We start from the raw sequence: 25,249 nt of genomic DNA, 5'->3' as shown, positions 1-25,249 counted from the left end.
ACGGAGGGAGGTGATCGCGAGTTGGAACCACGGAGGGACCCGCGTGGTGCGCTGGTGCGCCCGTACGCGGTCACCCGCGGTCGTACCGAGCCGTTGCAGAACATCGCCCTGGAGGCGGTGCTCTCGTGCAGCGCCACCCAGGTGGCCGAGGCGCGGTTCGCCGGGCACGACAAGTACCGCATCGCCTCGGTCTGCGAAGGCCGGGCGCAGTCGCTGGCGGAGATCGCCGCGTACACCCGGATGCCGCTGGGCGTCACCCGGGTGCTGGTCGCCGACCTGGTGGCCGAGGGCCTGCTGACGCTACACACTGCCGCTCCCGCGACGGGTTTCGCGGCGCGGATGAACCTGCTTGGAAGGGTGCTAAGTGGACTTCGCGAACTATGACCCCGCGGGGGCGAGCCGCAGCCGGGAGATCATCTCCGCGAAGATCGTGATCGCGGGCGGCTTCGGGGTCGGCAAGACCACGCTGGTCGGGGCGATCTCCGAGATCCAGCCGCTGACCACCGAGGCGTTGATGACCGCGGCCGGCGTGGGCATCGACGACCCGTCGAAGGTGCCCGGCAAGGAGACCACCACGGTCGCCATGGACTTCGGCCGGATCACTATGGCCGAGGACCTGATCCTCTACCTCTTCGGCACGCCGGGGCAGACCCGCTTCTGGTTCATGTGGGACGAGATCATCCGGGGAGCCGTCGGGGCCGCCGTTCTGGTGGACACCCGGCGGATCACCGACGCCTTCGCCCCGCTGGACTACTTCGAGAACCGCAACCTGCCGTACGTGGTGGCGCTCAACCGGTTCGACGGCGCGCCGCAGTACGAGCTGGAGGAGGTCCGCGAGTCGCTGGCGATCCCGGCGGACGTGCCGCTGGTGATGTGCGACGCCCGCCGCCGCGACTCGGTCAAGCAGGTGCTGGTGACCGTCGTCGAGCACGCCATGCTGCGGCTCCAGGCCGAGCACGGCTACCCGGCCTCGGTGGGCTGACCGACGGCGGCCGGCGCGGCCCGCACGGGCCGCGCCGGGGCACTGTCGGTGGACCGTCGGCCGGGTTCACTCCACCCGGAGGCGGTAGCCGCGCTTGACCACGGTCTGCACGACGCGGGGGGCGTTCAGGCCGACCCGGAGCCGGGCGACCGCCATCTCCACCGCGTGCTCGTCCGCGCCCCGGGGAAGGGTCCGCAGCAGTGCGGTCCGGGACAGCACCTTGCCCGGTGACGTCGCGAGCGCCCGCAGCACGGCCATCGGGGCCGGGGCCAGCTGCCGCAGCTCACCGTCGATCACGGCGGCGTGCCCGCGCAGGGTGAGCAGGTGCCCGGCCGCCTTCACCGAGACGGTACGCCGGGGCAGCTCCTCCACCATCGTGCGGACCAGCGCGCCGAGGCGGGCCCGGCCCGGCGCGCTCACCGGCACCCCCCGGCGGACCAGCGGTTCGGCGGTGACGGTGCCCACGCAGCCGGCCAGCACGTCGCCGCGCAGCGCCTCCAGCACCGTCTCGGTCCGGTCCCCGGCCGCCCGGAGCAGGGCCTCGGCCGCCGGGGCGGAGGTGAACGTGACCGCGTCGACCAGCCGCCCGGCGACCAGGTCGATGAGCCGGTGCAGCGGCGCCGGGTCGACCGGCGGCGCCCAGCGGTAGACCGGTACCTCGATCACCGTGGCCCCGGCCGCCTCCAGCGCCTCGGTGCACTCGGGCTGCCGGTCGCCGTGCAGCTGCATGGCCACCACCTGGCCGGCCACCCCCCGCCGGACCAGGTGCTCGGTCACCTCGTCGCAGCTCTCCGAGGCGGGTGACCAGTGCTCCCGCAGGCCGGCGGCGCGGATCGCGCCGGTCGCCTTCGGGCCCCGGGACACCACGTACGACCGGGAGAGCACGTCGCGCAGCGGCTCGGCCAACCCCCAGCCCTCGGCCGCCTCCAGCCAGCCCCGCATGCCGATGCCGGTGTTCGCCATCAGCACGTCCGGCGGCCGGTCCAGGCAGGCCCGGGTCGCCTCGCGCAGGTCGGTGTCGTCGGCGAGCGGCACGATCCGCAGCGCCGGCGCGAGCACCACCCGTGCGCCCCGGCGCTGGAGCAGCGCGGCCAGCTCGTCGCGCCGCCGGTCGGCGGTGACCCCGATGGTGAAGCCGGCCAGTTCGTCGGCCATCTACTCCTCCTGTCGCAACCGCACCTCGACCTGCCCGTCCCGGCAGCGTGCCCGGTGCACGGGCAACGTCACGCCGGGCAGGTCCAGGCAGCGCCCGGTCCGCAGGTCGTAGACCTGCTTGTGCAGGGGAGAGGCGAGCGTGGGCAGGCCGCCCCGGCTGCCCACGATGCCCCGGGACATCACGTACGCGCCGCCGACCGGGTCGAGGTTGTCCACCGCGTACAGCTCGCCGCCGGTGTGGAAGAGGGCGACCTGCACGCCGTCCACCAGGGCGGCGACGCCCCGGTCGGGGTCGAGCCGGTCCAGCGGGCAGACCGGGGTCCAGTCGAGGGTGGCGAGGGGGCTCATCGGCGTACCTCCGGGAGGCCGAGGGCGACCGGCTGGCGCCGGCGGTCGGTGGCGACCGTGGACGGGGTCTCCCGCGCCGGCACCGGCTGCCCCCGCTCGACGGCGAACGTGATGGACGGGTCGGGCACCTCGGGGGCGTTGACGAAGGAGGTGAACCGGCGCAGCCGCTCCGGGTCCTCCAGCACGTCCCGCCACTCGTCGGAGTACCCGGCGACGTGCCGGGCCATCGCCGCGTCGAGTTCGGCGCAGAGCCCGAGCGAGTCGTCCACGAGCACCGACCGCAGGTGGTCCAGGCCGCCGTCCATGGCCTCGATCCAGGCGGCCGTACGCTGCAACCGGTCGGCGGTGCGGACGTAGTACATCAGGAACCGGTCGATCAGCCGGACCAGCGCCTCGGTGGACAGGTCGGTGGCGAAGAGGTCGGCGTGCCGGGGCCGGAAACCGCCGTTGCCGCCGACGTAGAGGTTCCAGCCGGTGTCGGTGGCGATGACGCCGAAGTCCTTGCTGCGCGCCTCGGCGCACTCCCGGGCACAGCCGGAGACCGCCGACTTCAGCTTGTGCGGGGCGCGCAGGCCCCGGTAGCGCAGCTCCAGCGCGACGGCCAGTCCGACCGAGTCCTGCACCCCGTACCGGCACCAGGTCTCGCCGACGCAGGACTTCACCGTGCGCAGCGCCTTGCCGTACGCGTGGCCGGACTCGAAGCCGGCGTCGACCAGCCGGCGCCAGATCTGCGGGAGCTGCTCGACCCGCGCCCCGAACAGGTCGATCCGCTGCCCGCCGGTGATCTTGGTGTAGAGGTGGAAGTCGCGGGCCACCTCACCGATCACGATCAGCTTCTCCGGGGTGATCTCGCCGCCGGGGATCCGCGGCACCACCGAGTAGCTGCCGTCGCGTTGCAGGTTGGCCAGGAAGTGGTCGTTGGTGTCCTGCAGCGACGCCGCCTCGCCGTCGAGCACGTGCCCGGTGCCGAGCGAGGCGAGGATCGAGGCCACCACCGGCTTGCAGATGTCGCAGCCGCGGCCCCGCCCGTGCTCGGCGATCAACCGGGAGAAGGTGCGGATGCCGCGGACCCGGATCAGGTCGAACAGCTCCTGCCGGCCGGCGTCGAAGTGCTCGCAGAGCGCGGTCGACTGCCGCACGCCGGCCGCGTCCAGCAGCTGCTTCAGCATCGGCACGCAGGAGCCGCAGCTGGTGCCGGCCCGGGTGCACGCCTTCAGCGCGGGGACGTCCGCCGCCCCACCGGCGATCGCCGCGTCGATGTCCGCCCGGGTCACCGCGTTGCAGGAGCAGACCTGCGCGGCGGCCGGCAGCGCGCCGGCCCCGGCGCCCGCGCCGCCGGCCGGGGCCAGCAGCGCCAGCGGGGGACCGGGCAGCGGCCCGCCGACGCTGGCGCGCAGCGTCGGGTACGCGCTCGCGTCCCCGACCAGCACGCCACCCAGCAGCGTCTTCGCGTCGTCGGAGAGGACCAGCTTCGCGTACGAGCGGGTGGCCGGGTCGGTGAAGGTGACGTCGAGGCAGCCCGGGGTGGTGCCGTGCGCGTCGCCGAAGGAGGCCACGTCCACGCCGAGCAGCTTGAGCTTGGTCGCGGTGTCCGCGCCGGGGAAGGTGGCCACCCCGCCGAGCAGCCGGTCGGCGACCACCTCGGCGGTCGCGTACCCGGGGGCGACCAGGCCGTGGCAGGTGCCCTGCACCGCGGCGCACTCCCCGACCGCCCAGATCCGCTCGTCGGCCGTCCGGCAGCCGGCGTCGACCAGCACCCCGCCGCGCGGGCCGAGCGGCAGGCCGGCGGCCCGGGCCAGCTCGTCCCGGGGCCGGATGCCGGCGGCCACCACCACCAGGTCCGCGCCGACCGTCCGGCCGTCGGAGAGTTCCAGCGCGCCGACCGTCCCGTCAGGCCCGGCGCGCAGCGCGGCGGTGGCCACCCCGAGGTACGTGGTGACGCCCAGCTCCTCGACGTACCGGCGCAGCATCGCCCCGCCCGCCTCGTCCACCTGCACCGGCATCAGCCGGGGCGCGAACTCGACCACGCTGGTGGCCAGCCCCAGCAGGCGCAGCGCGTTCGCCGCCTCCAGGCCGAGCAGGCCGCCCCCGATCACCGCGCCGGTGCGCCGGCCCTGCGCGTGCGCCCGGATCGCCGCCAGGTCGTCCAGCGTCCGGTAGACGAAGACCCCGGGCAGCTCGGTGCCGGCGATCGGCGGGACGAACGCGGCCGAGCCGGTGGCCAGCACCACCGCGTCGTACGGGTGCTCGCCGGTCGCGGTGCGCACCACCCGCCGGTTCCGGTCGATGCCGACGGCCGGCTCGCCGAGGCGCAGCTCCACCCCGTCGTCGGGGGTGTGCAGGCTCAGCTCGTCGGCGCTCACCCCGTCGAAGAAGGCCGAGAGCCGCACCCGGTCGTACGCCGGCCGCCGCTCCTCGGCGAGCACCGTCACCCGCCAGCGCCGGTCCTGGTCCCGGGCCCGCAACGCCTCGACGAGGCGTTGCCCGACCATGCCGTTGCCGACGACCACCAGCCTGCCGCCACTCATGCCGGCACGCCACTTCGCTCCGTGCCGTCATGCGGCACCATCGCACCGAGCCGCTCGCTCATGCCGTCACCTCTCCGGTCCGTCCTCGCCTCATCGGGTCACCACCGCCGTCGACCTCGGCCAGCCAGTCGGCGATGCCGGCCACCGCGTCCCGGCAGCCACCGCAGCCGGTGGCGGCCCGGGTCGCCGCCGACAGCTCCGCGACGGTCCGGGCGCCGGCCCGCCAGCACGCCACCAGCGCGCCCTTGCTGACGTCGTTGCACTGGCAGACGGTGGTCGCGTCCGGCATCAGCGCCGGGGACGCGGCCGGGGCGGCCGGGGCGACCCCGGCGGCCCGACCGAGCAGCAGCGCCCGGCGGTCCACCGGGACCGGCGCGCCCCGGTCGAAGAGCTGCACCACGGTGCCCACCGCCGGGTTGTCGCCGAGCAGGATCGCGCCGGTCAGCCGCTCGTCGCGGATCCGCAACCGGGCGTACGTGCCCCGGGCCGGATCGGCGAAGGTCAGCTCCTCGTCGGCGGGCCCACCGTCGGCGGCGTCCCCCATCGCGGCCAGGTCGATGCCGGCCGCCTTCAGCCGGGTCACCACCGGCCGGGGCCGGTACCGGGCCGAGGGGTCGGCGCCGGTCAGCACCTCGGCCAGCACCCGGGCCTGCGCCCAGGCCGGCGCGACCAGCCCGGTGAGCGTGCCGTCGTGCTGGGCGCAGTCACCGAGCGCCGAGATCCGGGGGTCGCTGGTCCGCATCCGGTCGTCCACCACCACGCCCCGCTCGACGGCCAGGCCGGCCGTGGCGGCGAGCGCCGTGTCGGGGCGTACCCCGCAGGAGAGGACCAGCAGGTCGGCGGTGAGCGACCGGCCGTCGGCGAGGTCGAGCCGGACGGTGTCCCCCGCGGTGACCACCCCGACCGCCGGCACGGCCAGCGCGGTCCGCACGCCGAGCCCGGCGAGGGTGCCGGCGAGCACCGCCCCGGCGGCCGGGTCGAGCTGGCGTTCCATCAGGTGCCCGACCGGGTGGACCACGGTCACGTCCAGCCCCCGGGCGGCGAGCCCGCGCGCCGCCTCCAGCCCGAGCAGGCCGCCGCCGAGCACCAGGGCGCTGCGGGCCGGCCCGGCGGCGGCGAGGATCCGCCGGCAGTCGTCGAGGGTGCGGAACGGCACCACCCGGTCGGGCAGTGGGTCGAGGCCGGGCAGCGGTGGCACCAGGGCCCGGCTGCCGGTGGCGAGGATCAGGTGGTCGTAGCCGTGCCGGTCCCCGTCGGCGGTGTGCACCTCCCGGGCGGCCCGGTCGATCGCGGTCACCGCCACCCCGGTGCGGACGTCCACGCCCTGCCCGGCCGGCTCGGTCAGCTCCAGATCCGGCTCGTCGACCTTCCCAGCGAGCAGGGTGGAGAGCATGATCCGGTTGTACGCCCGGTGCGGCTCCGCGCCGAGCACGGTGACCTTCCGGTCGCCGTCGCGCGCGCGCAGCTCGGCGGCGACCCGGGCGCCCGCCATCCCGTACCCGACGACGATCACCCGCATGGCTTCTCCACCCGGACGGCGCAGATCTTGAACTCCGGCATCCCGGAGACCGGGTCGACGGCGTCGTTGGTGACCGAGTTGGCCCGGGCCGCGCCCGGCCAGTGGAACGGGGCGAAGACGGTGTCCGGCCGGATGGTCGGGCTGAGCCGGGCCGGCGCGCGCAGCTCACCCCGGCGGGAGACCACCCGGACCTGGTCGCCTTCGGCCACCCCGAGCCGGCCGGCCAGGTCGGGGTGCAGCTCGACGAAGCCCTCCGGGGCGGCCCGGCGCAGCGCGTCGACCCGCCGGGTCTGCGCGCCGGACTGGTACTGGGCGAGCACCCGGCCGGTGGTGAAGTGCAGCGGGTACTCGGCACAGACCGGCTCGGCGGCCGGCCGGTGCCGGACCGCCCGGAACCGGGCCCGCCCGTCCTCGGTGGGGAACCGGTCGGCGAAGAGCCGGGGGGTGTCCGGCCCGGCCGGGTCCGGGCACGGCCAGAAGACGCCGGTGTCGGCGTCGATCCGCTCCCAGCTGATGCCCGCGTAGTCGGCCGGCCCGCCGGCCGAGGCCCGGCGCAGCTCGGCGAAGACGGCGCCCGGGTCGGTGGGGAAGTCGCCGGGGGCGGCGAGGCGCTCCGCGAGCGCGGCGAGGACGTCGAGGTCGGTGCGCACCCCGGGCGGTGGTTCGCGCAGCGCCCGGCGGCGCAGCACCCGACCCTCCAGGTTGGTCATCGTGCCGTCCTCCTCGGCCCACTGCGCGACGGGCAGCACCACGTCGGCCAGCTCCGCCGTCTCCGAGCGCAGGAAGTCGGCCACCACCAGCAGATCCAGGTCGCGCAGCCGGGACTCGACCCGGGCCGCGCGGGGGGCGGACACCACCGGGTTGGAGCCGAAGACGAGCAGCGCCCGCGCGCCGTCCGCGGTGCCGAGGGCATCCAGCAGGGCGTACGCGGGCACGCCCGGCCCGGGCAGGTCGGCGGGGTCGACGCCCCAGACGCCGGCCACGTGCGCCCGGGCCGTCGGGTCGTCGATCCGCCGGTAGCCGGGGAGCTGGTCGGCCTTCTGCCCGTGCTCCCGCCCGCCCTGCCCGTTGCCCTGACCGGTGAGGCAGCCGTACCCGGAGCCGGGGCGGCCGGGCAGGCCCAGGGCGAGCGCCAGGTTGATGAACGCGGTGACCGTGTCGACGCCCTTGGTGTGCTGCTCCGCGCCCCGGGCGGTGAGGATCACGGCCCGGTCCACGGTGGCCAGGTCGCGGGCGGTCGCCTCCAGGTCGGCCACCGGCACCCCGGAGAGGCGTTCCACCTCGGCCGGCCAGTACTCGGCGACGGTCCGGCGCACCTCGTCGAAGCCGGTGGTCCGGTCGGTCACGTACGCCCGGTCGAGCCAGCCCTCGGTGAGCGCGATGTGCAGCAGCGCGTTGGCCACCGCGAGGTCGGTGCCGGGCAGCGGTTGCAGGTGCCGGTCGGCCTGCCGGGCGGTGGCGGTCAGCCGGGGGTCGACCACGATCAGCCGGCCGCCCCGGGCGCGCTGGTCGGCCAGGTGGCGCAGCAGCGGCGGCATCGTCTCGGCCGGGTTGGCCCCGACCAGCAGCAGGGTGTCGGCCCGGCCGAGGTCGGCGAGCGGGAACGGCAGCCCCCGGTCGACCCCGAAGGCCCGCAGCCCGGCCGCCGCCGCCGACGACATGCACCAGCGGCCGTTGTAGTCGATGTGCCGGGTGCGCAGCGCCACCCGGGCGAACTTGCCGAGCGCGTACGCCTTCTCGTTGGTCAGCCCGCCGCCGCCGAAGACGGCGACCGCGTCCGGGCCGTACCGGTCCCGCACGGCGTGCAGGCCGGTGGCGACCCGGTCGAGGGCCTCGTCCCAGCTCGCCGGGCGTAGCTCGGCGTCGGACCGGTCGCGCAGCAGCGGGGTGGTCAGCCGGTCCGGGTGGTCGAGCAGTTCGGCTGCGGTCCAGCCCTTCTGGCACAGGCCGCCGCGGTTGGTGGGGAACTGCCGGGGCGCCACCTCGATCGCCGTCGCGGTGTCGCGCAGCACCATCCCGCACTGGAGGGCACAGTACGGGCAGTGGGTGGCCGCCTCGCGGGGGAGCGTCGCCAGCCGTGCACCGTCTGTCATGTCGGGAAAGCGTGCCGGCGGGCGGTTTCCGCCCCGGGTCCCTTCTGTTTCGGTCCTGTCAAGAGCGCCTCACACCGCACGGGAGTGACGGAGTCGCTCGATGGGTTTATAATGTGGGACAAATATCCTAGATATTGGGAGTCGCGATGAGTGTGGCGGACGCCTTCGACGCGGTCGCGGGCAGCTACGACGAGGCCCGTCGCCGGCTGGTGCCCTGCTTCGACGCCTTCTACGGCACCGCCGTCGAGGTGGCCGCGCCACCGCTGCGGGCGGCGCTGGCCGCCGGCCGTACCCCGCAGGTGCTGGACCTGGGCGCGGGCACCGGCCTGCTCTCCCTGCTGCTCGCCGCGGCGGTGCCGGGCACCCGACTGACCCTGGTCGACGGCGCGCCCGGCATGCTCGCGGTGGCCACCGGCCACCTGACCGCCCGGCAGGTGCCGCACCGCACGGTGCTCGCCGACCTCACCGACCCGCTGCCCGCCGGCCGCTACGACGCCGTGGTCTCCGCGCTGGCCGTGCACCACCTCGACGACGACGGCAAGCGGGACCTCTACCGGCGGGCCGCCGAGGCGCTCGTCCCCGGCGGGGTCCTGGTCAACGCCGAGCAGGTGGCCGGCCCGACGCCGGCCCTGGACCGGCGCTACGACGAGGTCTGGACGGCGCGGATCACCGAGCTGGGTTCGGACGCCGACGAGATCGCCGCGGCCCGGGACCGGATGCGGCACGACCGGCCGGCCCCGGTTGCCGACCAGTGCCGGTGGCTCACCGAGGCCGGCCTGACCGACGTCGACTGCTTCTTCAAGGAGTGGCGCTTCGCCGTCTTCGGCGGCCGCCGGCCGTGACCGTCAGCGCAGCTTAGGCTCGACCGTCGCGGTGAAGCCGGTGACCTCCGTGGGCACCCGGGTGCCGCGCCGCACCGAGCGCGTCTCGGTGCGGCTGGTCACCGTCAGGTCCAGCCGGGTGACGGCACCCGCGGTGATCCGGACCGGCACGCGTACCGGGTCGGGGGTGGTGACCTCGGCGCCGGCCGGCGGACGCGGCGTGACCAGCAGCTCGTGCTCCCCGGGCGGCAGTCGGTAGGCCCAGCTCCGCCAGGAGAACGGGCGCGGCTCGCCGTCGATCGACAGCAGCGGCCAGGGGACCCAGGAGTTCGGGTCGTCCGCCGGGCGGGAGGTGGCGGCCAGTCCGTTCCACCGGTACTGCTGCGCCGACCGGCCGGTGACCACCAGCGCGCCGTGGCCGGCGTCGGTCAGTCCCTCGGGAGGTTCGCCGTCACCGAGGAACATGCCCCGGTCGGCGGCCCGCACGTCCCCGGCGGCCTCGTAGGAGGCGGCGACCCGCCGCCGCCGGTCGATCGCCTGCTTGCCCTTGCTGACCAGCACCGCCAGGCCGATCATCCCGGCCGCCAGGCCGGCCGCACCGGCGCCGGCGATCGCCGTGGTGGGGGGCGGGGGCAGGAACGGGACCCAGGACGCGGCGAAGAGCGGCACCGCGAAGACCCACGCCGCGGCGCCCGGCCGGCGGCGCACCGGGGGGCGGGCCAGCAGCCCGTCGACGATGCCGTACGACGCCGGCACGAAGTACTCCAGTTCGGCGATCTCGCCTTCCCGCACGGTCACCCGGCGGGCCGTCTCGGCCGCCGACGGACCGCGTACCTCGACCAGGTGCTCACCCGGCTCGACCACGGTCACCGCCCGGCCGTAGCCCCGCCACACCGGCTGGTCGTCCACCCCGACGGACTTGAGCTGCACCCAGGTGGCCGGGTCGGCGCGCCGGGTCCGGACCCGGACCGACACGCCGGCTGTGCCGGGCGGAAGCACCGGCGGCGCCCCGCCCATCGGCCACGGCACGATCGGGGCGGCGTCCGGATAGGCCTCCGGCGGCGTGTGCTTCTCCCACCCGTTCACTTCGTCACGTCCAACCGAGTGTCGATCTCCGCATCCGAGAGCCGGGAGTCACCGGCCGCGTGGTTCTTCCAGGCGCCGGTGCCCAGGTTGACCGCCGGACCGGCGTAGCCGGCCGGGTCCCGCAGCACACCGCCGACGATCCGGAGCCCGGTGGAGAGCACGGCCGCCCCGCCCCGGAAGTCCACCACGCTCTCGCCCACCTTCGCCATCAGCGGTGCCGGCAGGACCTTGGCCATCAGCTCGCGGATCCGAAGCAGCAGCCGGACCACCTTGTCGATCACGCGGACCGCGCGGCTGGTGGCCACGGTGGCCTGCACCCCGGTGGCCGCGCCGGCGGCCGCCACCGAGCCGCCCATGGTCGGGGCCGCCGCCGCCATCGCCACCGCCCACTCGACGATCATCCACTCGATCAGCGTCGCGATGATGCCGATGATGATCTGCTGGGCCGCGCCCATCAGCTTCGAGAAGAGGGTGAGCAGCCCGGAGAGGGACGCCGCCTCGCCGCCGGTCGCCTCGATCGCGTCGGCGAACTCCAGCAGCCGGGCCTTGGCGGCAGCGGCGTCCCGGCCGACCCACTCGATCAGCTCGTCGTTCGCGGCCTGCCGGACCGCCTCGGCCAGCGGCACCAGCGCCGCGCCGAGCTGCTGCCACTGCTCGGCGTACGGTTCCATCCGCTCCGAGTTGCCGGTGACCAGACTGAGCAGGTCCTCCAGCGGCTGCACGAAGTCGATGAGGAAGGTCAGGCCGGCGGAGATGAGCCAGTTCAACGGATCCAGCGAGAAGGCCAGCGCGTTGGCGCCGAAGTCCGCCACCCCGGAGACCACGTCCGACCACTCGTGCGACTGGATGCCGGTGTAGATGTTCTTGGTGGCCTCACCCATTGGCAGGACGGAATCCGGGGCGAGGTCGACCGCGTTCGTGACGCCCAGGTTGCCCGCGTACTGACTGCCGTCGTCCGTGTTGTTGCTCAGGTAGGCGTCGTTGTCGTCGGTGCTCGTCACGAGGGGTGGCTTCCGTTCCTCATCGGCCCCGGCGCCGCTCACTCGCCGCCGGAGAGGGTCTGCTGAAACCGGGCGAACGCCGCCTGCAGGTCCGCGTCCAGCTGCCTGTACCGGTCGGCGCTGGCCCGGATCGCGCCGCCCTGCGACTGGAGCGCCGTCGAGATGGTCCGGATGTGGTCCCGCGTCTGGTCGGCCTTGCCGTCGTACCAGCCCTTCATCAGCATCCCCAGGCCGCCCCACAGCACATCCGGCGGGTCCGCCGCGGCGAGACCGTCGGCAATCTGGTCGGCGCTGGTCGCCAGCCCCTTCAACACCTCGGCGGTGCTGGTCAGCTTGTCGGTCGGGACGACGACGCCGTCACCCACGATGCTCTCCTCTCGGCCCGGTCACCAGCGCGTCGCCCGGCGCTGGTCGACGGTGTCACGGACGTGTTCGGGAATCGCCTCGCGGACCAGGTCGAGGGTGCGCCCGGTGCCCAGCTCGGTCCCGAGCTCGGCGAGCTTCAGCGCCCGGGCGGCCTGCGCCTCGCGGATCGCCCCGAGCACCATGCCGGCCAGCAGGGTGCCGTGCCGCAGCGCCGCGTCGGTGATGTCCACGATCGACACCTGGCCGTTCTCGTCCACCTCGACCCGGACGCCGCCGTCGGTGGAGAAGCCCACCCCGGTCAGCCCGCCGGCCTGCGCGGCGAAGCGCTCGTAGCGGTCCACCATCGCCTGGTTGCGGGCGCGGATGCCGTCGATGAACGCCAGCACCTCGTCCGGGTCCTGGAAGTCGGGCGGCCGGCGGGTCATCGCGGGGTACCCGCGTCCCGGTCCAGCTCCGCCCGGAGCTGCGCGGGGGTGGGCAGCGGCGCGAACGGGGCGGCGTCCCGGCGGCCGGTGATCTCGGCCAGCGTCTCCGCCAGGTCACGCTGGAGCAGCCCGGTGGCCTCGCGGATCGTCCGGACCACCAGCGCGCCCAGCTCGGCCCCGGTGTAGCGGGCGGCGCGGGAGGTGAACTGGAGGTCGCGGACCGCTCCACCGGGGCCGACCACCACGGTGACCGCGTGGTCCTCGCTGGTCAGCTCCGCGGACGCCACGGTGACCGCCTCCCGGATCCGACGCGCCCGCTCGGCCATGACGTGCGGCTCCACGACTGGTGCTCCCTCCGATCCGGTGGGTGACGGACCCGGATCACGGAGAACCCTAGGGGCGTGGGCGGTTCCTGTCCGCCCCGGGCGGATCGGGCGATCGGCTGAGGTGCGGCTCGGGCGTCCGTGCCGGTCCGGGCGGAATGTCCGGTTCGTCGGTCGGTGCCAGCGGGGATGACTGGCGGTCATACCGATGGGTAGTCTCAGCAGCATGACCGCCAAGGTGACGTTGTCGTTCTCCGACGAGACGATCGAGGAGGCGCGCCGGTTCGCCAAGCGGGAAGGGCTCTCCCTCTCCGCCTGGATGGACCAGGCCGCCCGGGAGAAGGCGCTGCGCGAGGTCTTCACCGCGCACGCCGCCGCGGTCGGCCGCGCCGGTCTCGACCTGGAGTCGGCGGCCCTCGCCGACGCCCAGGAGGCCGCGCTGGTCGACGACGCCCTGTTCGGCGGCGGGCGCCCGCGTGCTGCGTAGGGGAGAGATCTGGCGCATCTCCGGCGCCCGCGACCGGCTCGGCCTGGTGATCAGCTCCGACGTCTACAACTCCACCGACGTGCCGATCGTGATGGTCGCCGAGGTGGTGGAGGAGTCCCTGCTGCGCGACTCGCCGCTGGCGGTGCCGCTGGACGGGTACGTGGTGATGCCCGACCGGCTCTCCTCGCCGATGAAGAAGTGGTTCACCGAGTGCGTCGACGTGGCCGACACCGAGACCATGCAGCGGGTGGCCCGGGCGCTGCGCATCCTCCAGGAACTCTGACCGGCTCACCACCGGCGCCCCGCCGAGGTGCGATCTCCGTTTCCGGAACGACGCGGGACGGGCACGGTCGGGAAACCGCCGCTTCCTAGCGTCCCCCTCGTCGCCGACGAGGAGGAGTCCCCCCGTGACCACGCTCGCACCCAGCACGACACCGGCCCCGGTCGCCGCCGGCCGCCCGCCGATCACCGACTGGCGGCCCGAGGACCCCGACTTCTGGGCCGGCACCGGCGCGCCGATCGCCCGCCGCAACCTGTACGTCTCGATCTTCGCCGAGCACGTCGGCTTCTCCGTGTGGAGCCTCTGGTCCGTGCTGGTGCTCTTCCTCGGCCCCGAGTACGGCATCGACCCGGCCGGGAAGTTCCTGCTGACCGCGGTGCCGGCCGCGCTGGGCGCGGTGCTCCGGCTGCCGTACACCCTCGCCGTGGCCCGCTTCGGCGGCCGGAACTGGACCGTGGTCAGCGCGCTGCTGCTGCTGGTGCCGGCGGTGCCGATGACGCTGCTGATCGAGCCGGGGGTGTCGTACGCCACGCTGATGGTGCTCGCCTGCCTGACCGGGGTGGGCGGCGGCAACTTCGCCTCCTCGATGGCGAACATCAACCTGTTCTTCCCGGACCGGCTCAAGGGCCGGGCACTGGGCCTGAACGCGGGCGGCGGGAACCTCGGCGTACCGGCGGTGCAGCTGGTCGGGCTGGCGGTGCTGGCCACCGCCGGGGCCGCGTACCCCCGGCTGGTGCCCGGCGTCTACCTGCCGCTGATCGTCCTCGCGGCGCTGCTCGGGGCCCGCCGGCTGGACAACGTGCCCGGGGCGCGCAACGAGCCCGGCGCGCTGCGCGCGGCCGCCCGCGACCCGCACACCTGGGTGATGTCCCTGCTCTACGTGGGCACCTTCGGCTCGTTCATCGGTTTCGGGTTCGCCTTCGGTCAGGTGCTCCAGCTCCAGTTCCACGACCGGTTCCCGACCCCGGTCGACGCCGCCTGGCTGACCTTCCTCGGGCCGCTGATCGGCTCGCTGGTCCGGCCGCTCGGCGGGCAGCTCGCCGACCGGGTCGGCGGGGCGCGGGTGACCTTCTGGAACTTCGTGGCGATGGCCGCCGGCGCGGCCCTGGTGCTCTCCGCCGCGCGGGACCGCTCCTTCCCGCTCTACCTGGCCGGCTTCCTGGCGCTCTTCGTCTTCTCCGGGATCGGCAACGGGTCGACCTACAAGATGATCCCGGCGATCTTCCGGGCCCGGGCGGCCGCGGAGACGGCGCTGACCGGGGACCGCGAGGCGGCGCAGCGGCGGGCCCGGCGGCTCTCCGGCGCCCTGATCGGCATCGCCGGGGCGGTCGGCGCCTCGGGCGGGGTGCTGGTGAACGTGGCCTTCCGGCAGTCCTTCCTCGCCACCGGCAACGCCGACGCCGCGTACCTGGGGTTCATCGGCTGGTACGCGCTCTGCTTCGGGTTGACCTGGGCGGTGTACCTGCGGCCGGGCCGGCGTAAGCTGTCCGGCGTGTGACCTCCGCCATGAGGAAAAGCGCAGGCCACGCGGGGTGGCACCCCGTTTTGACCTGCTGCCGGGCGGCCGGGTATCGTTGCCTGCTGTTGTACGACATTCAGAGGCGTGCCGTATCAGGTACGCTTGGTCGTTCGTGCGCGCTGGTTCGGCTGGGAAGCCCTGGTCACCTCGGCGCGCGACCCCAGACCGACGACGAGACAAGGTAGACCTGTGCGTACGTACAGCCCGAAGCCGGGTGAGATCGAGCGTCAGTGGCACGTCATCGACGCCTCTGATGTCGTGCTGGGCCGCCTCGCGACCCACGCCGCCACGCTGCTGCGTGGCAAGCACAAGCCGACTTTCGCGCCGCACGTCGACACGGGCGACTTCGTCGTCATCGTGAACGCGGGCAAGGTCGCGCTGACCGGCAACAAGCGCCAGCAGAAGATCGCTTACCGCCACTCCGGTTACCCGGGTGGCCTCAAGCAGGTCGGCTACGACGAGCTGCTGACCAAGCGGCCCGAGCGGGCCATCGAGCTGGCCGTGAAGGGCATGCTCCCGCACAACAAGCTGGGCCGTCAGCTGATCAAGAAGCTGAAGGTCTACGCCGGTGCCGAGCACCCGCACGGCGCGCAGCAGCCGGTGCCGTTCGAGATCAAGCAGATCGCGCAGTGAGCGCGGGCGAAGGAAACAGCATGACCGACATCACCGAGACCGAGGTCGCCCCCGAGGCCACCGAGGCGCCGGCGCCCGTCGCCCGCGCGCCGCGTGGTGACCGCCCGATCCAGACCGTGGGTCGGCGCAAGGAGGCCATCGTCCGGGTACGCATCGTCCCCGGCAGCGGCAAGATCACCTGCAACGGCCGGGACCTCGAGGCCTACTTCCCGAGCAAGGTGCACCAGCAGCTGATCAAGGACCCGCTGGTCACCGCCGAGAAGGCCGAGGCCTTCGACGTCATCGCCAACCTGCGTGGCGGCGGCACCACCGGCCAGGCCGGTGCGCTCCGTCTCGCCATCGCCCGGGCGCTGATCGTCAGCGAGCCGGACGATCGCCCGGCCCTGAAGAAGGCCGGCTTCCTCACCCGTGACGCCCGGGTCAAGGAGAGCAAGAAGTACGGCCTCAAGAAGGCCCGTAAGGCTCCTCAGTACTCGAAGCGCTGATCACCACCAGCGCCTTGTACTTCTGACGGACGGCCGGTCCGCCTCCCTCTCGTGGGGAGGTGGCCGGCCGTTCCGCTTTTCTCCCTCTCAACGGCAGTTCCATCGGAGGTTGGCGGGTATGGGCCGGTTGTTCGGCACGGACGGCGTACGCGGGCGGGCGAACGCGGATCTCACCCCGGAGTTGGCGCTCGCGGTGGCGGTCGCCGCCGCCCACACGCTCGCCGAGACCGACCGGAGCCATCCGCCGCTCGCCGTCGTCGGCCGGGACACCCGGGCCAGCGGCGAGATGCTGGAGGCGGCCGTGGTGGCCGGGCTCACCAGCGCGGGCGCGAACGTGGTCCGGGTCGGCGTGCTGCCCACCCCGGCGGTGGCCTTCCTCACCGCGGAGGCCAAGGCCGACCTCGGCGTGATGCTCTCCGCCTCGCACAACCCCATGCCGGACAACGGCATCAAGCTCTTCGCCGCCGGCGGCCACAAGCTGCCCGACGAGATCGAGATGCGGATCGAGGCGGCCGTCGAGGCGAACGCCACCACCGCCTGGGAACGCCCGGTCGGGGCCGGCGTCGGCCGGGTGCACGACCTGCTCGACGGGGCCGACCACTACGTCCAGCACCTGGTCGGGACCGTGCCGCACCCGCTGGCCGGGATCAAGGTCGTGGTCGACTGCGCCAACGGCGCGGCCGCCGAGGTCGCCCCGGTGGCCTACCGCGAGGCGGGCGCCGAGGTGATCGCCATCCACGCCGAGCCGGACGGCCTGAACATCAACGACGAGTGCGGCTCCAACCACACCGAGGCGCTGCGCGCCGCCGTGGTCGAGCACGGCGCGCACCTCGGCATCGCCCACGACGGCGACGCCGACCGCTGCGTCGCGGTCACCGCCGACGGCGACGAGGTCGACGGCGACCAGCTCATGGCGATCCTCGCGCTGGCCATGCGGGAAGCGGGCGAGCTGCCCCAGGACACCCTGGTCGCCACCGTCATGAGCAACCTCGGCCTGCGCCTGGCCATGTCCGCGCAGGGCATCCGGCTGGTCGAGACCAAGGTCGGCGACCGGTACGTGCTGGAGGAGCTGCGCGCCTCCGGCCTCGCCCTCGGCGGCGAGCAGAGCGGGCACATCGTGATGCCCGCGTACGCGACCACCGGCGACGGGGTGCTCACCGCCCTGCACCTGATGGCGCGGATGGCCGCCACCGGCAAGCCGCTGGCCGAGCTGGCCGCCGTGGTCACCAAGCTGCCCCAGGTGCTGATCAACGTGCCGGTCGGCGACCGGACCGTGGGCGCCGCCGCGCCGGCCGTCCGCGCCGCGGTGGAGCGGGCCGAGGCCGAGCTGGGCGAGACCGGCCGGGTGCTGCTGCGCCCCTCGGGCACCGAGCCGCTGGTCCGGGTGATGGTCGAGGCCGCCACCGAGGCGACCGCCCGCGAGATCGCCGAGCGCATCGCCGACCAGGTCCGGACCGCCAGCCCGGCCGGCTGACCGCTGCTCGACGGCCCGGGCCCGCCGCTGGCGGGGCCGGGCCGTCGCCGTTTTCCTCCGGGCCGGCCCTCGGCGCGACCGCCGTCCTGGTGGAACCGTCCGGGTCGCCCGGCGGACGGCTACCGGGGCAGCCGGCGCAGGAAGCGGTCGGCCAGGCCGACGACCTGGTCGGCGTCCAGCTCCAGCGCCGGGCCGGCCACCGTCACCTCGGCCAGTGCGACCCCGGGCACCTCGGTGTCCCGCCAGCCGCCGACGAACCACGCCTGCTCCTCCTCGGCGAGAGCGAGGGCGGCCTCGTTCAGCGCGTCGGCCGGGTGCGGCAGCCAGAGCCGGAACTGGTGGGTGTGCGGCCGCTCCGGGTACACGCGGGCGCCGGGCAGGGTGGCCAGCGCGGCCGCCACCACCTTCGCGTGTGCCACGTAGCGGGGCAGCCGGGGGAGCTCGTGGGTCAGGCCGGCGAGCGCGGCGAGGGCGGCCGGCCACTGCTGGAAGAGGTTCCCGCCGTGCCGGTGCCGCCAGGCGCGGGCGTAGCGGACCAGCTCCGCGTCGCCGGCCAGCGCCGCCCCGGAGTGGCCGTTGAGGGACTTGTAGAACGAGACGTACGTGCTGTCCGCCAGGGCCGCGACTGCGGCGAGCGGGTGCGCCAGATGGACGGTCGACTCCCAGAGCCGGGCCCCGTCCAGGTGCACCCGGGCGCCCCGCTCCCGGGCCGCCGTCACCACCGCGGTCAGCTCGTCCCACTCCGGCAGCACGAACCCGGCGTCCCGTAGCGGCAGCTCCAGCATCAGCGTGCCGATCGGCTCGTCGAGCGCGGCCACCTCCGCGGCGATCGGGTTGCGCGGCGCGTCGGTGGTCCGCACCGTACGGAGACCGGCGAGCAGCACGTGCGCGTCCCGCTCGTGCAGGACCGGATGGCTGAGCGGGTGCAGGCCGACGCCGTCCCGGCCGGTGAGCTCGGCGCCGTACCGCAGGGCGATCTGCTGGGCCATCGTGCCGGTGGGGAAGAAGACGGCCGCCTCGGTGCCGAGCAGCCCGGCGACCCGGCCCTCCAGCTCCTCGACCGGCCCGCCCTCGCCGTAGAAGTCGGGCACCGCGTCCTCGGCGGCGGTCTTCCCGATCACCGCGAGCTGCTCCCGTACCGACGCCGGCCGGATCCCGGAGAGCATCGTGTCGCAGCCGCGCTGGGCGGTGAACCGGCGGACCAGCTTCGCGCGCTCGTCGCTCACGCTTCCTCCCCCAACCGGCGCAGCCGGGTCACCGCCTCGGCCAGCACCTCCGGCCGCTTGCAGAAGGCGAACCGGACCAGCCGCCGGCCGGCCTCGGTGTCGTCGTAGAAGACCTGGGTGGGTACGGCCACCACGCCGCAGCGCCCCGGCAGCGAGCGGCAGAACTCCACCCCGTCCCGGCCGCCCAGCGGGGTCACGTCGGCGGTGACGAAGTACGTCCCCTCCGGGGCGAGCACCCGGAACCCGGCGTCGGTGAGCCCGGCGACCAGCTGGTCCCGCCGGCGCTGCATCCCGTCGACGAAGTCGGCGAAGTACGCGTCCGGCAGCCCGAGCGCCACCGCGACCGCCGGTTGCAGCGGCCCGGCGTTGACGAAGGTGAGGAACTGCTTCACCCGCAGCACGGCGCCGACCAGCGGGCGCGGCCCGCTCACCCAGCCGACCTTCCACCCGGTGCAGGAGAAGGTCTTGCCGGCCGAGGAGATCCGCAGCGTCCGCTCCCGCATCCCGGGCAACGTGGCCAGTGGCAGGTGCGGCCCGGTGGCGTCGGTGAAGACCAGGTGCTCGTACACCTCGTCGGTGACCGCGTACGCGTCGTGCTCCCGGCACAGCTCGGCGACCAGGGCCAGCTCGTCGGCGGTGAAGACCTTGCCGGTCGGGTTGTGCGGCGAGTTGAGCAGCACCAGCCGGGTCCGGGGCCCGAACGCGGCGCGCAGGTCGGCGGGGTCGAAGGCGTACCGGCCGTCGGCCGAGGGACGCAGCGTGACCGGGCGGCGGACCGCGCCGGCCAGCGCGATCGAGGCCGCGTACGAGTCGTAGTACGGCTCGAAGCAGACCACCTCGTCGCCCGCCTCGCAGAGCGCCAGGATGCTCGCCGCGATCGCCTCGGTCGCGCCCGCGGTCACCACGACCTCGCCGTCCGGGTCGTACTCCAGTCCCCAGAACCGGCGCTGGTGGGCCGCGACGGCCGCCCGCAGCGCGGGGACGCCGGGACCGGGCGGGTACTGGTTGTGGCCGGCGCGCAGCGCCTCGGCGGCGGCGGCGAGCATCTCCGGCGGGCCGTCGGTGTCGGGGAAGCCCTGCCCGAGGTTGACCGCGCCGGTTCGGACGGCGAGCGCGGACATCTCGGCGAAGATGGTGGTGCCGAACGGCCGCATCCGGGCCACCAGCGGATCGGTCGTCGTCACGCCGGCCAGCCTACGGCCCGCCCCCGGCCACGCAAGGCCCACGCGGGCGCCCGCCGCCCGCCGGGCAGTCACCAGCCGAAGCAGGTGGCCCCGTACTCGCCGGAGTCCCGGGAGACGACCTTGCCGTTGATGGTGATCCGGCAGGTCACCTCGCCCGAGTCGCCGGGGCTGGCGATGATCTGCACCCGTTCCCGGTCGTTCGCGGTGAAGGTCAGCCGCCACGGCGACGACACCTCGTCGAGCTGGAGGAAGTCCGCGTTCGCGTCGTAGAACTGCACGTCGACCGGGCCGGTGCCGGTCACCTCGTACACCACCGTGAACCGGCCGGACCCGGCCGAAGGGGTGACGGCGGGCGACGCCGGCGCCTCCGTCGGCTCCTCGGAGAAGTCGTCGGGCCCGGTCCCCTCCGGCTCGGGCCAGCTGTCGTCGTACGGGTCGGCGGAGTTGCCCGAGTCGCCGGTGGCCATGCCGAGCACCGTGAGCCCGCCCAGGCAGCCGCAGACGCTGAGGACAAGGGCGGCCACCACACCGAGCACGATCGCCACGGTCCGGCCGTTGCCGCTCGCCGGTCGGGGCGCGCCGGGGTACGCGTACGGGGGCGGGTAGGCGGGCGGCGGCCAGCCCGACGGGGCGGGCACCGGAGGCGGACCGCCGGGGCCGGTCGGGCCCGGTTGGTCCGCCGACGGGGGCGTGGCGGGCCGATGGGTGGGGAAGTAGGAGCCGGCCGGCTCGCCACCCGGGGCCGGGGAGCCGGCCGGCTCACCACCGGGGGCCGTGGGACCGGTGCCGGCCTCGACACCCCGGTCCGGCCCGGCGGGGGCCGGACGCTCCGGGGCGGTCGGGTCGGGCGGCGGCGGGGTGCTCGCCGACCAGGGCGTCGGCGGTGCCCAGGGCTGCGGGGCGGCCAGCGGGTCCGGTGGCGTCCAGGCGGCCGGCGGGTCCGGCGGCGTCCAGGGCTCGGGGGTCGGGTCGGTGGGGGGCGTCGCCTCGGACATCGGCTCAGCTCGCAGGGGTCGGGCGCGGATCGGGGCGCGGGGAGGTCGGGTGGCACGTCCGCGATCGGGAGGTACGTCCCGACCAGCGCTCTCAATGTAGGGGTTGGGGGCGACCGCCGGTGATCCCGACCGTTCGGGTGGTACGCCGGCGGCGCGCTGCCGGCTGCCCTGATCGCTCAAAGTCAGTGATCGTTTACCCGTCTTTCGAGCACGCAAGATGAGCGAAACTGGGTTAGGCTGCGGACCATGTGTGGAATCGTGGGTTACGCCGGTGCGCGTCCGGCGCTCGGCATCGTGCTGGACGGACTGCGGCGGCTGGAGTACCGCGGCTACGACTCGGCCGGCGTGGCCATCGTCTGCGACGACGAGCTGCTGACCGAGAAGAAGGCCGGCAAGCTGGCCAACCTGGAGAAGGTCCTCTCCGAGCGGGCCGCCAGCAACCCCGAGGACTGCGCGGCCAGCCCGATCGGCATCGGCGACGGCACCACCGGCATCGGCCACACCCGCTGGGCCACCCACGGCGGCCCGACCGACCGCAACGCCCACCCGCACCAGTCGCCCGACGGTCGGGTCGCGGTGATCCACAACGGCATCATCGAGAACTTCGCCAAGCTCCGCACCGAGCTGGAGGACGAGGGCGTCGAGTTCGCCAGCGACACCGACACCGAGTGCGCCGCCCACCTGCTCGCCCGGGCGCTGGCCGACCTGCGCGCCGGCGGCGAGGCGGACAGCCCGCAGCTGCTCGCCGCCGCCATGCGGCTGGTCTGCCAGCGGCTGGAGGGCGCCTTCACCCTGCTCGCCGTCGACGCCGGCATCCCCGGCGCGGTGGTCGGCGCCCGGCGCAACTCGCCGCTGGTCGTCGGCCGGGGCGCCGGGGAGAACTACCTGGCCAGCGACGTCGCCGCGTTCATCGAGCACACCCGCGACGCGGTGGAGCTGGGCCAGGACCAGATCGTCCTGATCACCGGCGACAGCATCGAGATCACCGACTTCGCCGGCCAGCCCGCCACCGGCAAGGACTTCCACATCGACTGGGACTCGTCGGCCGCCGAGAAGGGTGGCTACGACTGGTTCATGCTCAAGGAGATCGAGGAGCAGCCGCAGGCCATCGCCGACACGCTGCTCGGCCGGCTCACCGAGACCGGCGAGATCGCCCTCGACGAGGTCCGCCTCAGCGAGCAGGACCTGCGCGACGTCGACAAGATCTTCATCGTCGCCTGTGGCACCGCCTACCACTCCGGCCTGGTCGCCAAGTACGCCATCGAGCACTGGACCCGGATCCCCTGCGAGGTGGAGCTGGCCAGCGAGTTCCGCTACCGCGACCCGGTGCTGGACCGGTCCACCCTGATCGTGGTGATCTCGCAGTCCGGCGAGACCATGGACACCCTGATGGCGCTGCGGCACGCCAAGGAGCAGAAGGCCCGGGTGCTGGCCATCTGCAACACCAACGGCTCCACCATCCCGCGCGAGTCCGACGCCGTCCTCTACACCCACGGCGGCCCGGAGATCGCGGTCGCCTCCACCAAGGCGTTCCTCACCCAGCTCGTCGCCTGCTACCTGATCGGTCTGCACCTGGCCCAGGTGCGGGGGATCAAGTTCGCCGACGAGGTGGGCGCGGTGGTCGCCCAGCTCCAGGAGATGCCGGGCAAGCTGCGCGAGCTGCTGGACCGGATCGAGCCGGTCCGGGAGCTGGCCCGCGAGCTGAAGTCCGAGCCGACGGTGCTGTTCATCGGTCGGCACGTCGGCTACCCGGTGGCGCTGGAGGGCGCGCTCAAGCTCAAGGAGTTGGCGTACATGCACGCCGAGGGCTTCGCCGCCGGTGAGCTGAAGCACGGCCCGATCGCCCTGATCGACCAGGGCACCCCGGTGATCTGCATCGTGCCGTCGCCGGTCGGCCGCGGCATGCTGCACGACAAGGTCGTCTCCAACATCCAGGAGGTGCGCGCCCGGGGCGCCCGCACCATCGTGATCGCCGAGGAGGGCGACGAGGCGGTCGTCCGCTACGCCGACCACCTGATCTACGTGCCGCGTACGCCCACGCTGCTCGCCCCGCTGGTGACCACCGTGCCGCTCCAGGTGCTCGCCGCCGAGATCGCCGCCGCCCGGGGGCACGACGTCGACCAGCCGCGCAACCTGGCCAAGTCGGTCACCGTCGAGTAGCCCCCGCCCGCGCCCCGTGGCCCCGCCCCGCCCGTCGGTGGCGGGGCCGCGTGTGTCGGGGCCCGTTCACCCCCGGCCGGGGCCGCGCCGGCCGCTCAGCGGCCCAGCACGATCCGGGCCATGCCGTCCAGCGCCGGGTTGCCGGGCTCCCAGTAGCCGGTGTGGCCGTACCGGCCGCTGGGGAAACGCCGGCCGCCGAACCGCGGGTCGCTCGGATCGGGGCCGAACCACAGCTCGTGGTCGTCGGGGCGGAGCGCCGCCAGCGGACCCAGCGGGGTGCCGGCGAGCAGCGCCCGGCCGGCCAGTTCCCCGGGAGGTCGGGTCAGCCGGATCACGTCGTCCGGGGCGGTGGCGGACCAGACCTGCCCCGGCGGCATCCGCAGCGCTGCGGCGTGGTCCACGCCCACCCCGGGAGAGCCGACGAAGACCAGCGCGTCGGCGTCGAGCCCCTGGTCCCGGGCGGCGACGCCGACCACCAGCGAGCCGTAGCTGTGCCCGAGCACGGTCTGTCGGGCCGGTGGCCCCTCGTGCGAGGCGCGCAGCCCCTCCTGGAACCGGTGCAGCGCCGGCCCGGCCTCCCCGGCCAGCCGGGTGCCCGACGCCTCGGGCAGGAAGTCCGGAGCGTCGTAGTCCAGCCAGAGCACCGCCGCGGTCTCCCGGTCGGGGGCGAGCGCCGCGCACCGGCCCAGCACCCGGTCGGCCCGGCCCAGCTCGCCCGGGGCGTCGGCGAGGTCGGAGCCCATCCCCGGCACGTACGTGAGCACCGCGCCCGCCCGGTCCGGGTTGCCCAGCGCCACCACCGCCCGCCCGTCGCCGGCCGGATCGAGCCCGAGCAGGTACGCCCGGGGCGGCCCCGGCGCGGCCAGCCGCCCGCCGAGCGCGTCGAGCCCGCGCAGCGCCGCGTCGACCCGGACCAGCCGGGCCGTCCGGGCCAGCTCGGCGGGGCCCGGCGGGACCGGGCGCAGCAGCAGCGCGCGCCGGTCGGCCAGCTCCTGCCGGCGTTGCGCCAGCAGCAGCCGGTTGGCCCGGTCCCGGGCGGCCACCGGGACGCCGTCGAGGCGGCCCACCCGGGCCGGCTCGTACCGGACCAGCCAGCGCCGCTCGGCCGGGGTGAGCCCGGCCCACCAGCGGTTCACCTCGGCCGGGCCGGCGCCGGGCGCGGGTCGCCCGGCGGGCGGGACGCTCACCCAGCCGGTGGCCGCCGCCGAGGCCAGCTCGGCCAGCCGGGCGGCCGCCTCCCGGTCCGCCGCGCCGGCCAGCGCCAACGCCCCGCGTACCTCGGCGGCCACCTGGACCACGGCGGGCCCGGTCCGCTGCGTCGGGCGGGGACGACCCGGGTCGGGGCGGACCGTGCCCATCCGGTCGACCAGCAGGCCGCCCGCGTCCGCGTGCGCCACGGCGGCGGCGAGCCGCGCCTTCGCCACCGCCAGCCGGGCGGCGAACTCGGCCACCGCCTGGTCCGCCTCCAGCAACGCGGGCAGCCCGTCCAGCAGCGCCTCGCGCAGCCCGCCGAGCCGGGCGGACGCGGCCGTCGCCGACCCGCCGGACCAGCCCCGCCGCAGCGCGGCGGCCCGACCGGCCAGCCCGGCGGCGCGTTGCCGGAGCGGGCCGTCCAGCCCGCGCCAGGCCGTCCCGGTGGCCGACCAGCGAGCCGGATCGGCCCGCCAGAGCGGGGCGTAGCCCGCCGGGGCGGTCACCGGCGGACCCCGGCCAGCCGCCCGGCGGCCCGCTCGTCGACCGCCCGGTAGCCGTCGGCGGCGGCGCGGACCGCCTCGGCGGTCGCCGTGGTGCGGGCCGCCAGCGACCCGCACCAGCGCCGCACCGCCGCCTCCAGCTCGGCCAGCGCCGCGTCGGTCCGCCAGCCGTCGGCCGGCGGCACCAGCCCGGGCGCGGCGGCCGGTACGCCCGCCAGCCGGCCCGCCTCGTCGGCCAGCTCCCGGGCGACCTCCCGGAGCAGCTCCGGATCGACCTGTAACGGCTCCTCGGCCATCGGTGCCTCCCGTGGGACGGGCCGCCGGCCGGTGCGCCGACGGCGGAACGAGGACCCGCCCGGCCGGAGCCGGACGGACGGACCCACCCGCCGGGCCGGGAGCCGGGCGGGACGGCTGCCCGGTCCGCGGTCGGTGGGAACCGGGCAACGGGGACGCTAGGCCGCGCCG

General features: G+C 75.1%; 25 protein-coding genes. 10 read left to right on the top strand and 15 right to left on the bottom strand.

Annotated features, from left to right (window positions below):
• The first annotated feature begins 21 nt into the window (after positions 1–21).
• Complete coding sequence (locus GA0070611_RS18845) at positions 22–384, top strand: DUF742 domain-containing protein (protein ID WP_091666127.1); 363 nt, start codon at positions 22–24, stop codon at positions 382–384.
• Positions 365–982 carry a GTP-binding protein gene (locus GA0070611_RS18840; RefSeq protein ID WP_091666125.1) on the top strand — a complete coding sequence of 206 codons (618 nt, stop codon included), beginning with the start codon at positions 365–367 and terminating at the stop codon, positions 980–982. Before GA0070611_RS18845 ends, GA0070611_RS18840 begins: the two co-directional genes overlap by 20 nt.
• Positions 983–1,048: 66 nt before the next feature.
• Here the strand turns inward: GA0070611_RS18840 and GA0070611_RS18835 are convergent, their stop codons facing one another.
• The 5 genes from GA0070611_RS18835 to GA0070611_RS18815 are packed head-to-tail and all read right to left on the bottom strand — an operon-like array spanning position 1,049 to position 8,625.
• Positions 1,049–2,137 carry a uroporphyrinogen-III synthase gene (locus tag GA0070611_RS18835; protein ID WP_091666123.1) on the bottom strand — a complete coding sequence of 363 codons (1,089 nt, stop codon included), beginning with the start codon at positions 2,135–2,137 and terminating at the stop codon, positions 1,049–1,051.
• A complete protein-coding gene (gene nirD, locus GA0070611_RS18830) occupies positions 2,138–2,485 on the bottom strand; it encodes a nitrite reductase small subunit NirD (protein WP_091666121.1) in 348 nt (115 codons plus the stop codon).
• Entirely contained in the window at positions 2,482–5,013 is a 2,532-nt protein-coding gene (nirB, locus tag GA0070611_RS18825; protein WP_091666119.1) for a nitrite reductase large subunit NirB, read from the bottom strand. Before nirB ends, nirD begins: the two co-directional genes overlap by 4 nt.
• 58 nt (positions 5,014–5,071) lie before the next feature.
• Positions 5,072–6,532: an FAD-dependent oxidoreductase gene (locus tag GA0070611_RS18820; RefSeq protein ID WP_091666116.1), complete on the bottom strand. Its 1,461-nt coding sequence runs from the start codon at positions 6,530–6,532 to the stop codon at positions 5,072–5,074.
• Complete coding sequence (locus GA0070611_RS18815) at positions 6,523–8,625, bottom strand: molybdopterin oxidoreductase family protein (RefSeq protein ID WP_091666114.1); 2,103 nt, start codon at positions 8,623–8,625, stop codon at positions 6,523–6,525. Before GA0070611_RS18815 ends, GA0070611_RS18820 begins: the two co-directional genes overlap by 10 nt.
• Before the next feature lie 146 nt (positions 8,626–8,771).
• On the opposite strand from GA0070611_RS18815, the gene GA0070611_RS18810 reads away from it, so the two are divergent.
• Positions 8,772–9,467 carry a class I SAM-dependent methyltransferase gene (locus GA0070611_RS18810; protein ID WP_091666111.1) on the top strand — a complete coding sequence of 232 codons (696 nt, stop codon included), beginning with the start codon at positions 8,772–8,774 and terminating at the stop codon, positions 9,465–9,467.
• Positions 9,468–9,470: 3 nt separating this feature from the next.
• Here the strand turns inward: GA0070611_RS18810 and GA0070611_RS18805 are convergent, their stop codons facing one another.
• From GA0070611_RS18805 to GA0070611_RS18785, 5 genes are read right to left on the bottom strand one after another with little or no spacing between them, the layout of a single operon-like run.
• Positions 9,471–10,532 carry a serine/threonine-protein kinase gene (locus GA0070611_RS18805; RefSeq protein ID WP_091666108.1) on the bottom strand — a complete coding sequence of 354 codons (1,062 nt, stop codon included), beginning with the start codon at positions 10,530–10,532 and terminating at the stop codon, positions 9,471–9,473.
• Positions 10,529–11,533, bottom strand: coding sequence for a hypothetical protein (locus tag GA0070611_RS18800; protein WP_091666105.1), 1,005 nt, complete (start codon positions 11,531–11,533; stop codon positions 10,529–10,531). The genes GA0070611_RS18805 and GA0070611_RS18800 overlap by 4 nt, the downstream gene beginning before the upstream one ends.
• A gap of 38 nt (positions 11,534–11,571) precedes the next feature.
• Positions 11,572–11,898 (bottom strand): hypothetical protein, encoded by a 327-nt coding sequence (locus tag GA0070611_RS18795; RefSeq protein ID WP_091666103.1) that lies wholly within the window; start codon positions 11,896–11,898, stop codon positions 11,572–11,574.
• A 21-nt stretch (positions 11,899–11,919) separates the two neighbouring features.
• Positions 11,920–12,324, bottom strand: coding sequence for a class I SAM-dependent methyltransferase (locus GA0070611_RS18790; RefSeq protein WP_091666101.1), 405 nt, complete (start codon positions 12,322–12,324; stop codon positions 11,920–11,922).
• Entirely contained in the window at positions 12,321–12,665 is a 345-nt protein-coding gene (locus GA0070611_RS18785; RefSeq protein ID WP_091666098.1) for a YbaB/EbfC family nucleoid-associated protein, read from the bottom strand. Before GA0070611_RS18785 ends, GA0070611_RS18790 begins: the two co-directional genes overlap by 4 nt.
• 208 nt (positions 12,666–12,873) lie before the next feature.
• On the opposite strand from GA0070611_RS18785, the gene GA0070611_RS18780 reads away from it, so the two are divergent.
• The 6 genes from GA0070611_RS18780 to glmM all read left to right on the top strand — a co-directional run bounded on the left by GA0070611_RS18780 (position 12,874) and on the right by glmM (position 17,525).
• Positions 12,874–13,134: a DUF6364 family protein gene (locus tag GA0070611_RS18780; RefSeq protein ID WP_123242828.1), complete on the top strand. Its 261-nt coding sequence runs from the start codon at positions 12,874–12,876 to the stop codon at positions 13,132–13,134.
• Complete coding sequence (locus tag GA0070611_RS18775; RefSeq protein ID WP_091666094.1) at positions 13,124–13,417, top strand: type II toxin-antitoxin system PemK/MazF family toxin; 294 nt, start codon at positions 13,124–13,126, stop codon at positions 13,415–13,417. The genes GA0070611_RS18780 and GA0070611_RS18775 overlap by 11 nt, the downstream gene beginning before the upstream one ends.
• A 124-nt stretch (positions 13,418–13,541) precedes the next feature.
• The gene (locus GA0070611_RS18770) at positions 13,542–14,912 is read left to right on the top strand and encodes a nitrate/nitrite transporter (RefSeq protein WP_091666090.1); all 1,371 of its coding nucleotides are present in this window, start codon (positions 13,542–13,544) and stop codon (positions 14,910–14,912) included.
• 210 nt (positions 14,913–15,122) lie between these two features.
• The gene (rplM, locus tag GA0070611_RS18765; RefSeq protein ID WP_089005245.1) at positions 15,123–15,566 is read left to right on the top strand and encodes a 50S ribosomal protein L13; all 444 of its coding nucleotides are present in this window, start codon (positions 15,123–15,125) and stop codon (positions 15,564–15,566) included.
• A 20-nt stretch (positions 15,567–15,586) separates the two neighbouring features.
• On the top strand, positions 15,587–16,051 hold the full coding sequence (gene rpsI, locus GA0070611_RS18760) for a 30S ribosomal protein S9 (protein WP_091666087.1): 465 nt from the start codon (positions 15,587–15,589) through the stop codon (positions 16,049–16,051).
• A 118-nt stretch (positions 16,052–16,169) separates the two neighbouring features.
• Positions 16,170–17,525, top strand: a complete 1,356-nt coding sequence (glmM, locus tag GA0070611_RS18755; RefSeq protein ID WP_091666085.1) for a phosphoglucosamine mutase — start codon at positions 16,170–16,172, stop codon at positions 17,523–17,525.
• A 119-nt stretch (positions 17,526–17,644) separates the two neighbouring features.
• Here glmM and GA0070611_RS18750 read toward each other — a convergent pair whose 3' ends face one another.
• From GA0070611_RS18750 to GA0070611_RS18740, 3 genes are all read right to left on the bottom strand, one after another.
• Positions 17,645–18,751, bottom strand: a complete 1,107-nt coding sequence (locus GA0070611_RS18750) for a threonine aldolase family protein (RefSeq protein WP_091666083.1) — start codon at positions 18,749–18,751, stop codon at positions 17,645–17,647.
• A complete protein-coding gene (locus GA0070611_RS18745) occupies positions 18,748–19,935 on the bottom strand; it encodes a pyridoxal phosphate-dependent aminotransferase (RefSeq protein WP_091666081.1) in 1,188 nt (395 codons plus the stop codon). Before GA0070611_RS18745 ends, GA0070611_RS18750 begins: the two co-directional genes overlap by 4 nt.
• Positions 19,936–20,003: 68 nt before the next feature.
• A complete protein-coding gene (locus tag GA0070611_RS18740; RefSeq protein WP_091666079.1) occupies positions 20,004–20,930 on the bottom strand; it encodes an MmpS family transport accessory protein in 927 nt (308 codons plus the stop codon).
• Positions 20,931–21,176: 246 nt separating this feature from the next.
• Between GA0070611_RS18740 and glmS the strand changes: the two genes are divergently transcribed.
• Entirely contained in the window at positions 21,177–23,090 is a 1,914-nt protein-coding gene (glmS, locus tag GA0070611_RS18735) for a glutamine--fructose-6-phosphate transaminase (isomerizing) (protein WP_091666077.1), read from the top strand.
• A 95-nt stretch (positions 23,091–23,185) separates the two neighbouring features.
• On the opposite strand, the gene GA0070611_RS18730 is transcribed toward glmS, so the two are convergent.
• Both GA0070611_RS18730 and GA0070611_RS18725 read right to left on the bottom strand, forming a co-directional pair.
• Positions 23,186–24,787, bottom strand: coding sequence for an alpha/beta hydrolase (locus tag GA0070611_RS18730; protein WP_091666074.1), 1,602 nt, complete (start codon positions 24,785–24,787; stop codon positions 23,186–23,188).
• On the bottom strand, positions 24,784–25,080 hold the full coding sequence (locus tag GA0070611_RS18725; RefSeq protein ID WP_091666071.1) for a type VII secretion target: 297 nt from the start codon (positions 25,078–25,080) through the stop codon (positions 24,784–24,786). The genes GA0070611_RS18730 and GA0070611_RS18725 overlap by 4 nt, the downstream gene beginning before the upstream one ends.
• Between the last annotated feature and the right edge of the window lie 169 nt (positions 25,081–25,249).

It is taken from the genome of Micromonospora auratinigra, from assembly GCF_900089595.1.
GTDB lineage: Bacteria > Actinomycetota > Actinomycetes > Mycobacteriales > Micromonosporaceae > Micromonospora > Micromonospora auratinigra.
This window is presented reverse-complemented; position numbering and strand designations above follow the sequence as displayed.

Bases quoted from the DNA above. Each gene is read 5' to 3' on its own strand.
- GA0070611_RS18810 (WP_091666111.1), top strand. From the start codon at position 8,772: ATGAGTGTGGCGGACGCCTTCGACGCGGTCGCGGGCAGCTACGACGAG.
- GA0070611_RS18725 (WP_091666071.1), bottom strand. From the start codon at position 25,080: ATGGCCGAGGAGCCGTTACAGGTCGATCCGGAGCTGCTCCGGGAGGTC.
- rpsI (WP_091666087.1), top strand. From the start codon at position 15,587: ATGACCGACATCACCGAGACCGAGGTCGCCCCCGAGGCCACCGAGGCG.
- GA0070611_RS18835 (WP_091666123.1), bottom strand. From the start codon at position 2,137: ATGGCCGACGAACTGGCCGGCTTCACCATCGGGGTCACCGCCGACCGG.
- glmS (WP_091666077.1), top strand. From the start codon at position 21,177: ATGTGTGGAATCGTGGGTTACGCCGGTGCGCGTCCGGCGCTCGGCATC.
- nirD (WP_091666121.1), bottom strand. From the start codon at position 2,485: ATGAGCCCCCTCGCCACCCTCGACTGGACCCCGGTCTGCCCGCTGGAC.
- nirB (WP_091666119.1), bottom strand. From the start codon at position 5,013: ATGAGTGGCGGCAGGCTGGTGGTCGTCGGCAACGGCATGGTCGGGCAA.
- GA0070611_RS18790 (WP_091666101.1), bottom strand. From the start codon at position 12,324: ATGACCCGCCGGCCGCCCGACTTCCAGGACCCGGACGAGGTGCTGGCG.
- GA0070611_RS18820 (WP_091666116.1), bottom strand. From the start codon at position 6,532: ATGCGGGTGATCGTCGTCGGGTACGGGATGGCGGGCGCCCGGGTCGCC.
- GA0070611_RS18740 (WP_091666079.1), bottom strand. From the start codon at position 20,930: ATGTCCGAGGCGACGCCCCCCACCGACCCGACCCCCGAGCCCTGGACG.
- GA0070611_RS18780 (WP_123242828.1), top strand. From the start codon at position 12,874: ATGACCGCCAAGGTGACGTTGTCGTTCTCCGACGAGACGATCGAGGAG.
- glmM (WP_091666085.1), top strand. From the start codon at position 16,170: ATGGGCCGGTTGTTCGGCACGGACGGCGTACGCGGGCGGGCGAACGCG.
- GA0070611_RS18815 (WP_091666114.1), bottom strand. From the start codon at position 8,625: ATGACAGACGGTGCACGGCTGGCGACGCTCCCCCGCGAGGCGGCCACC.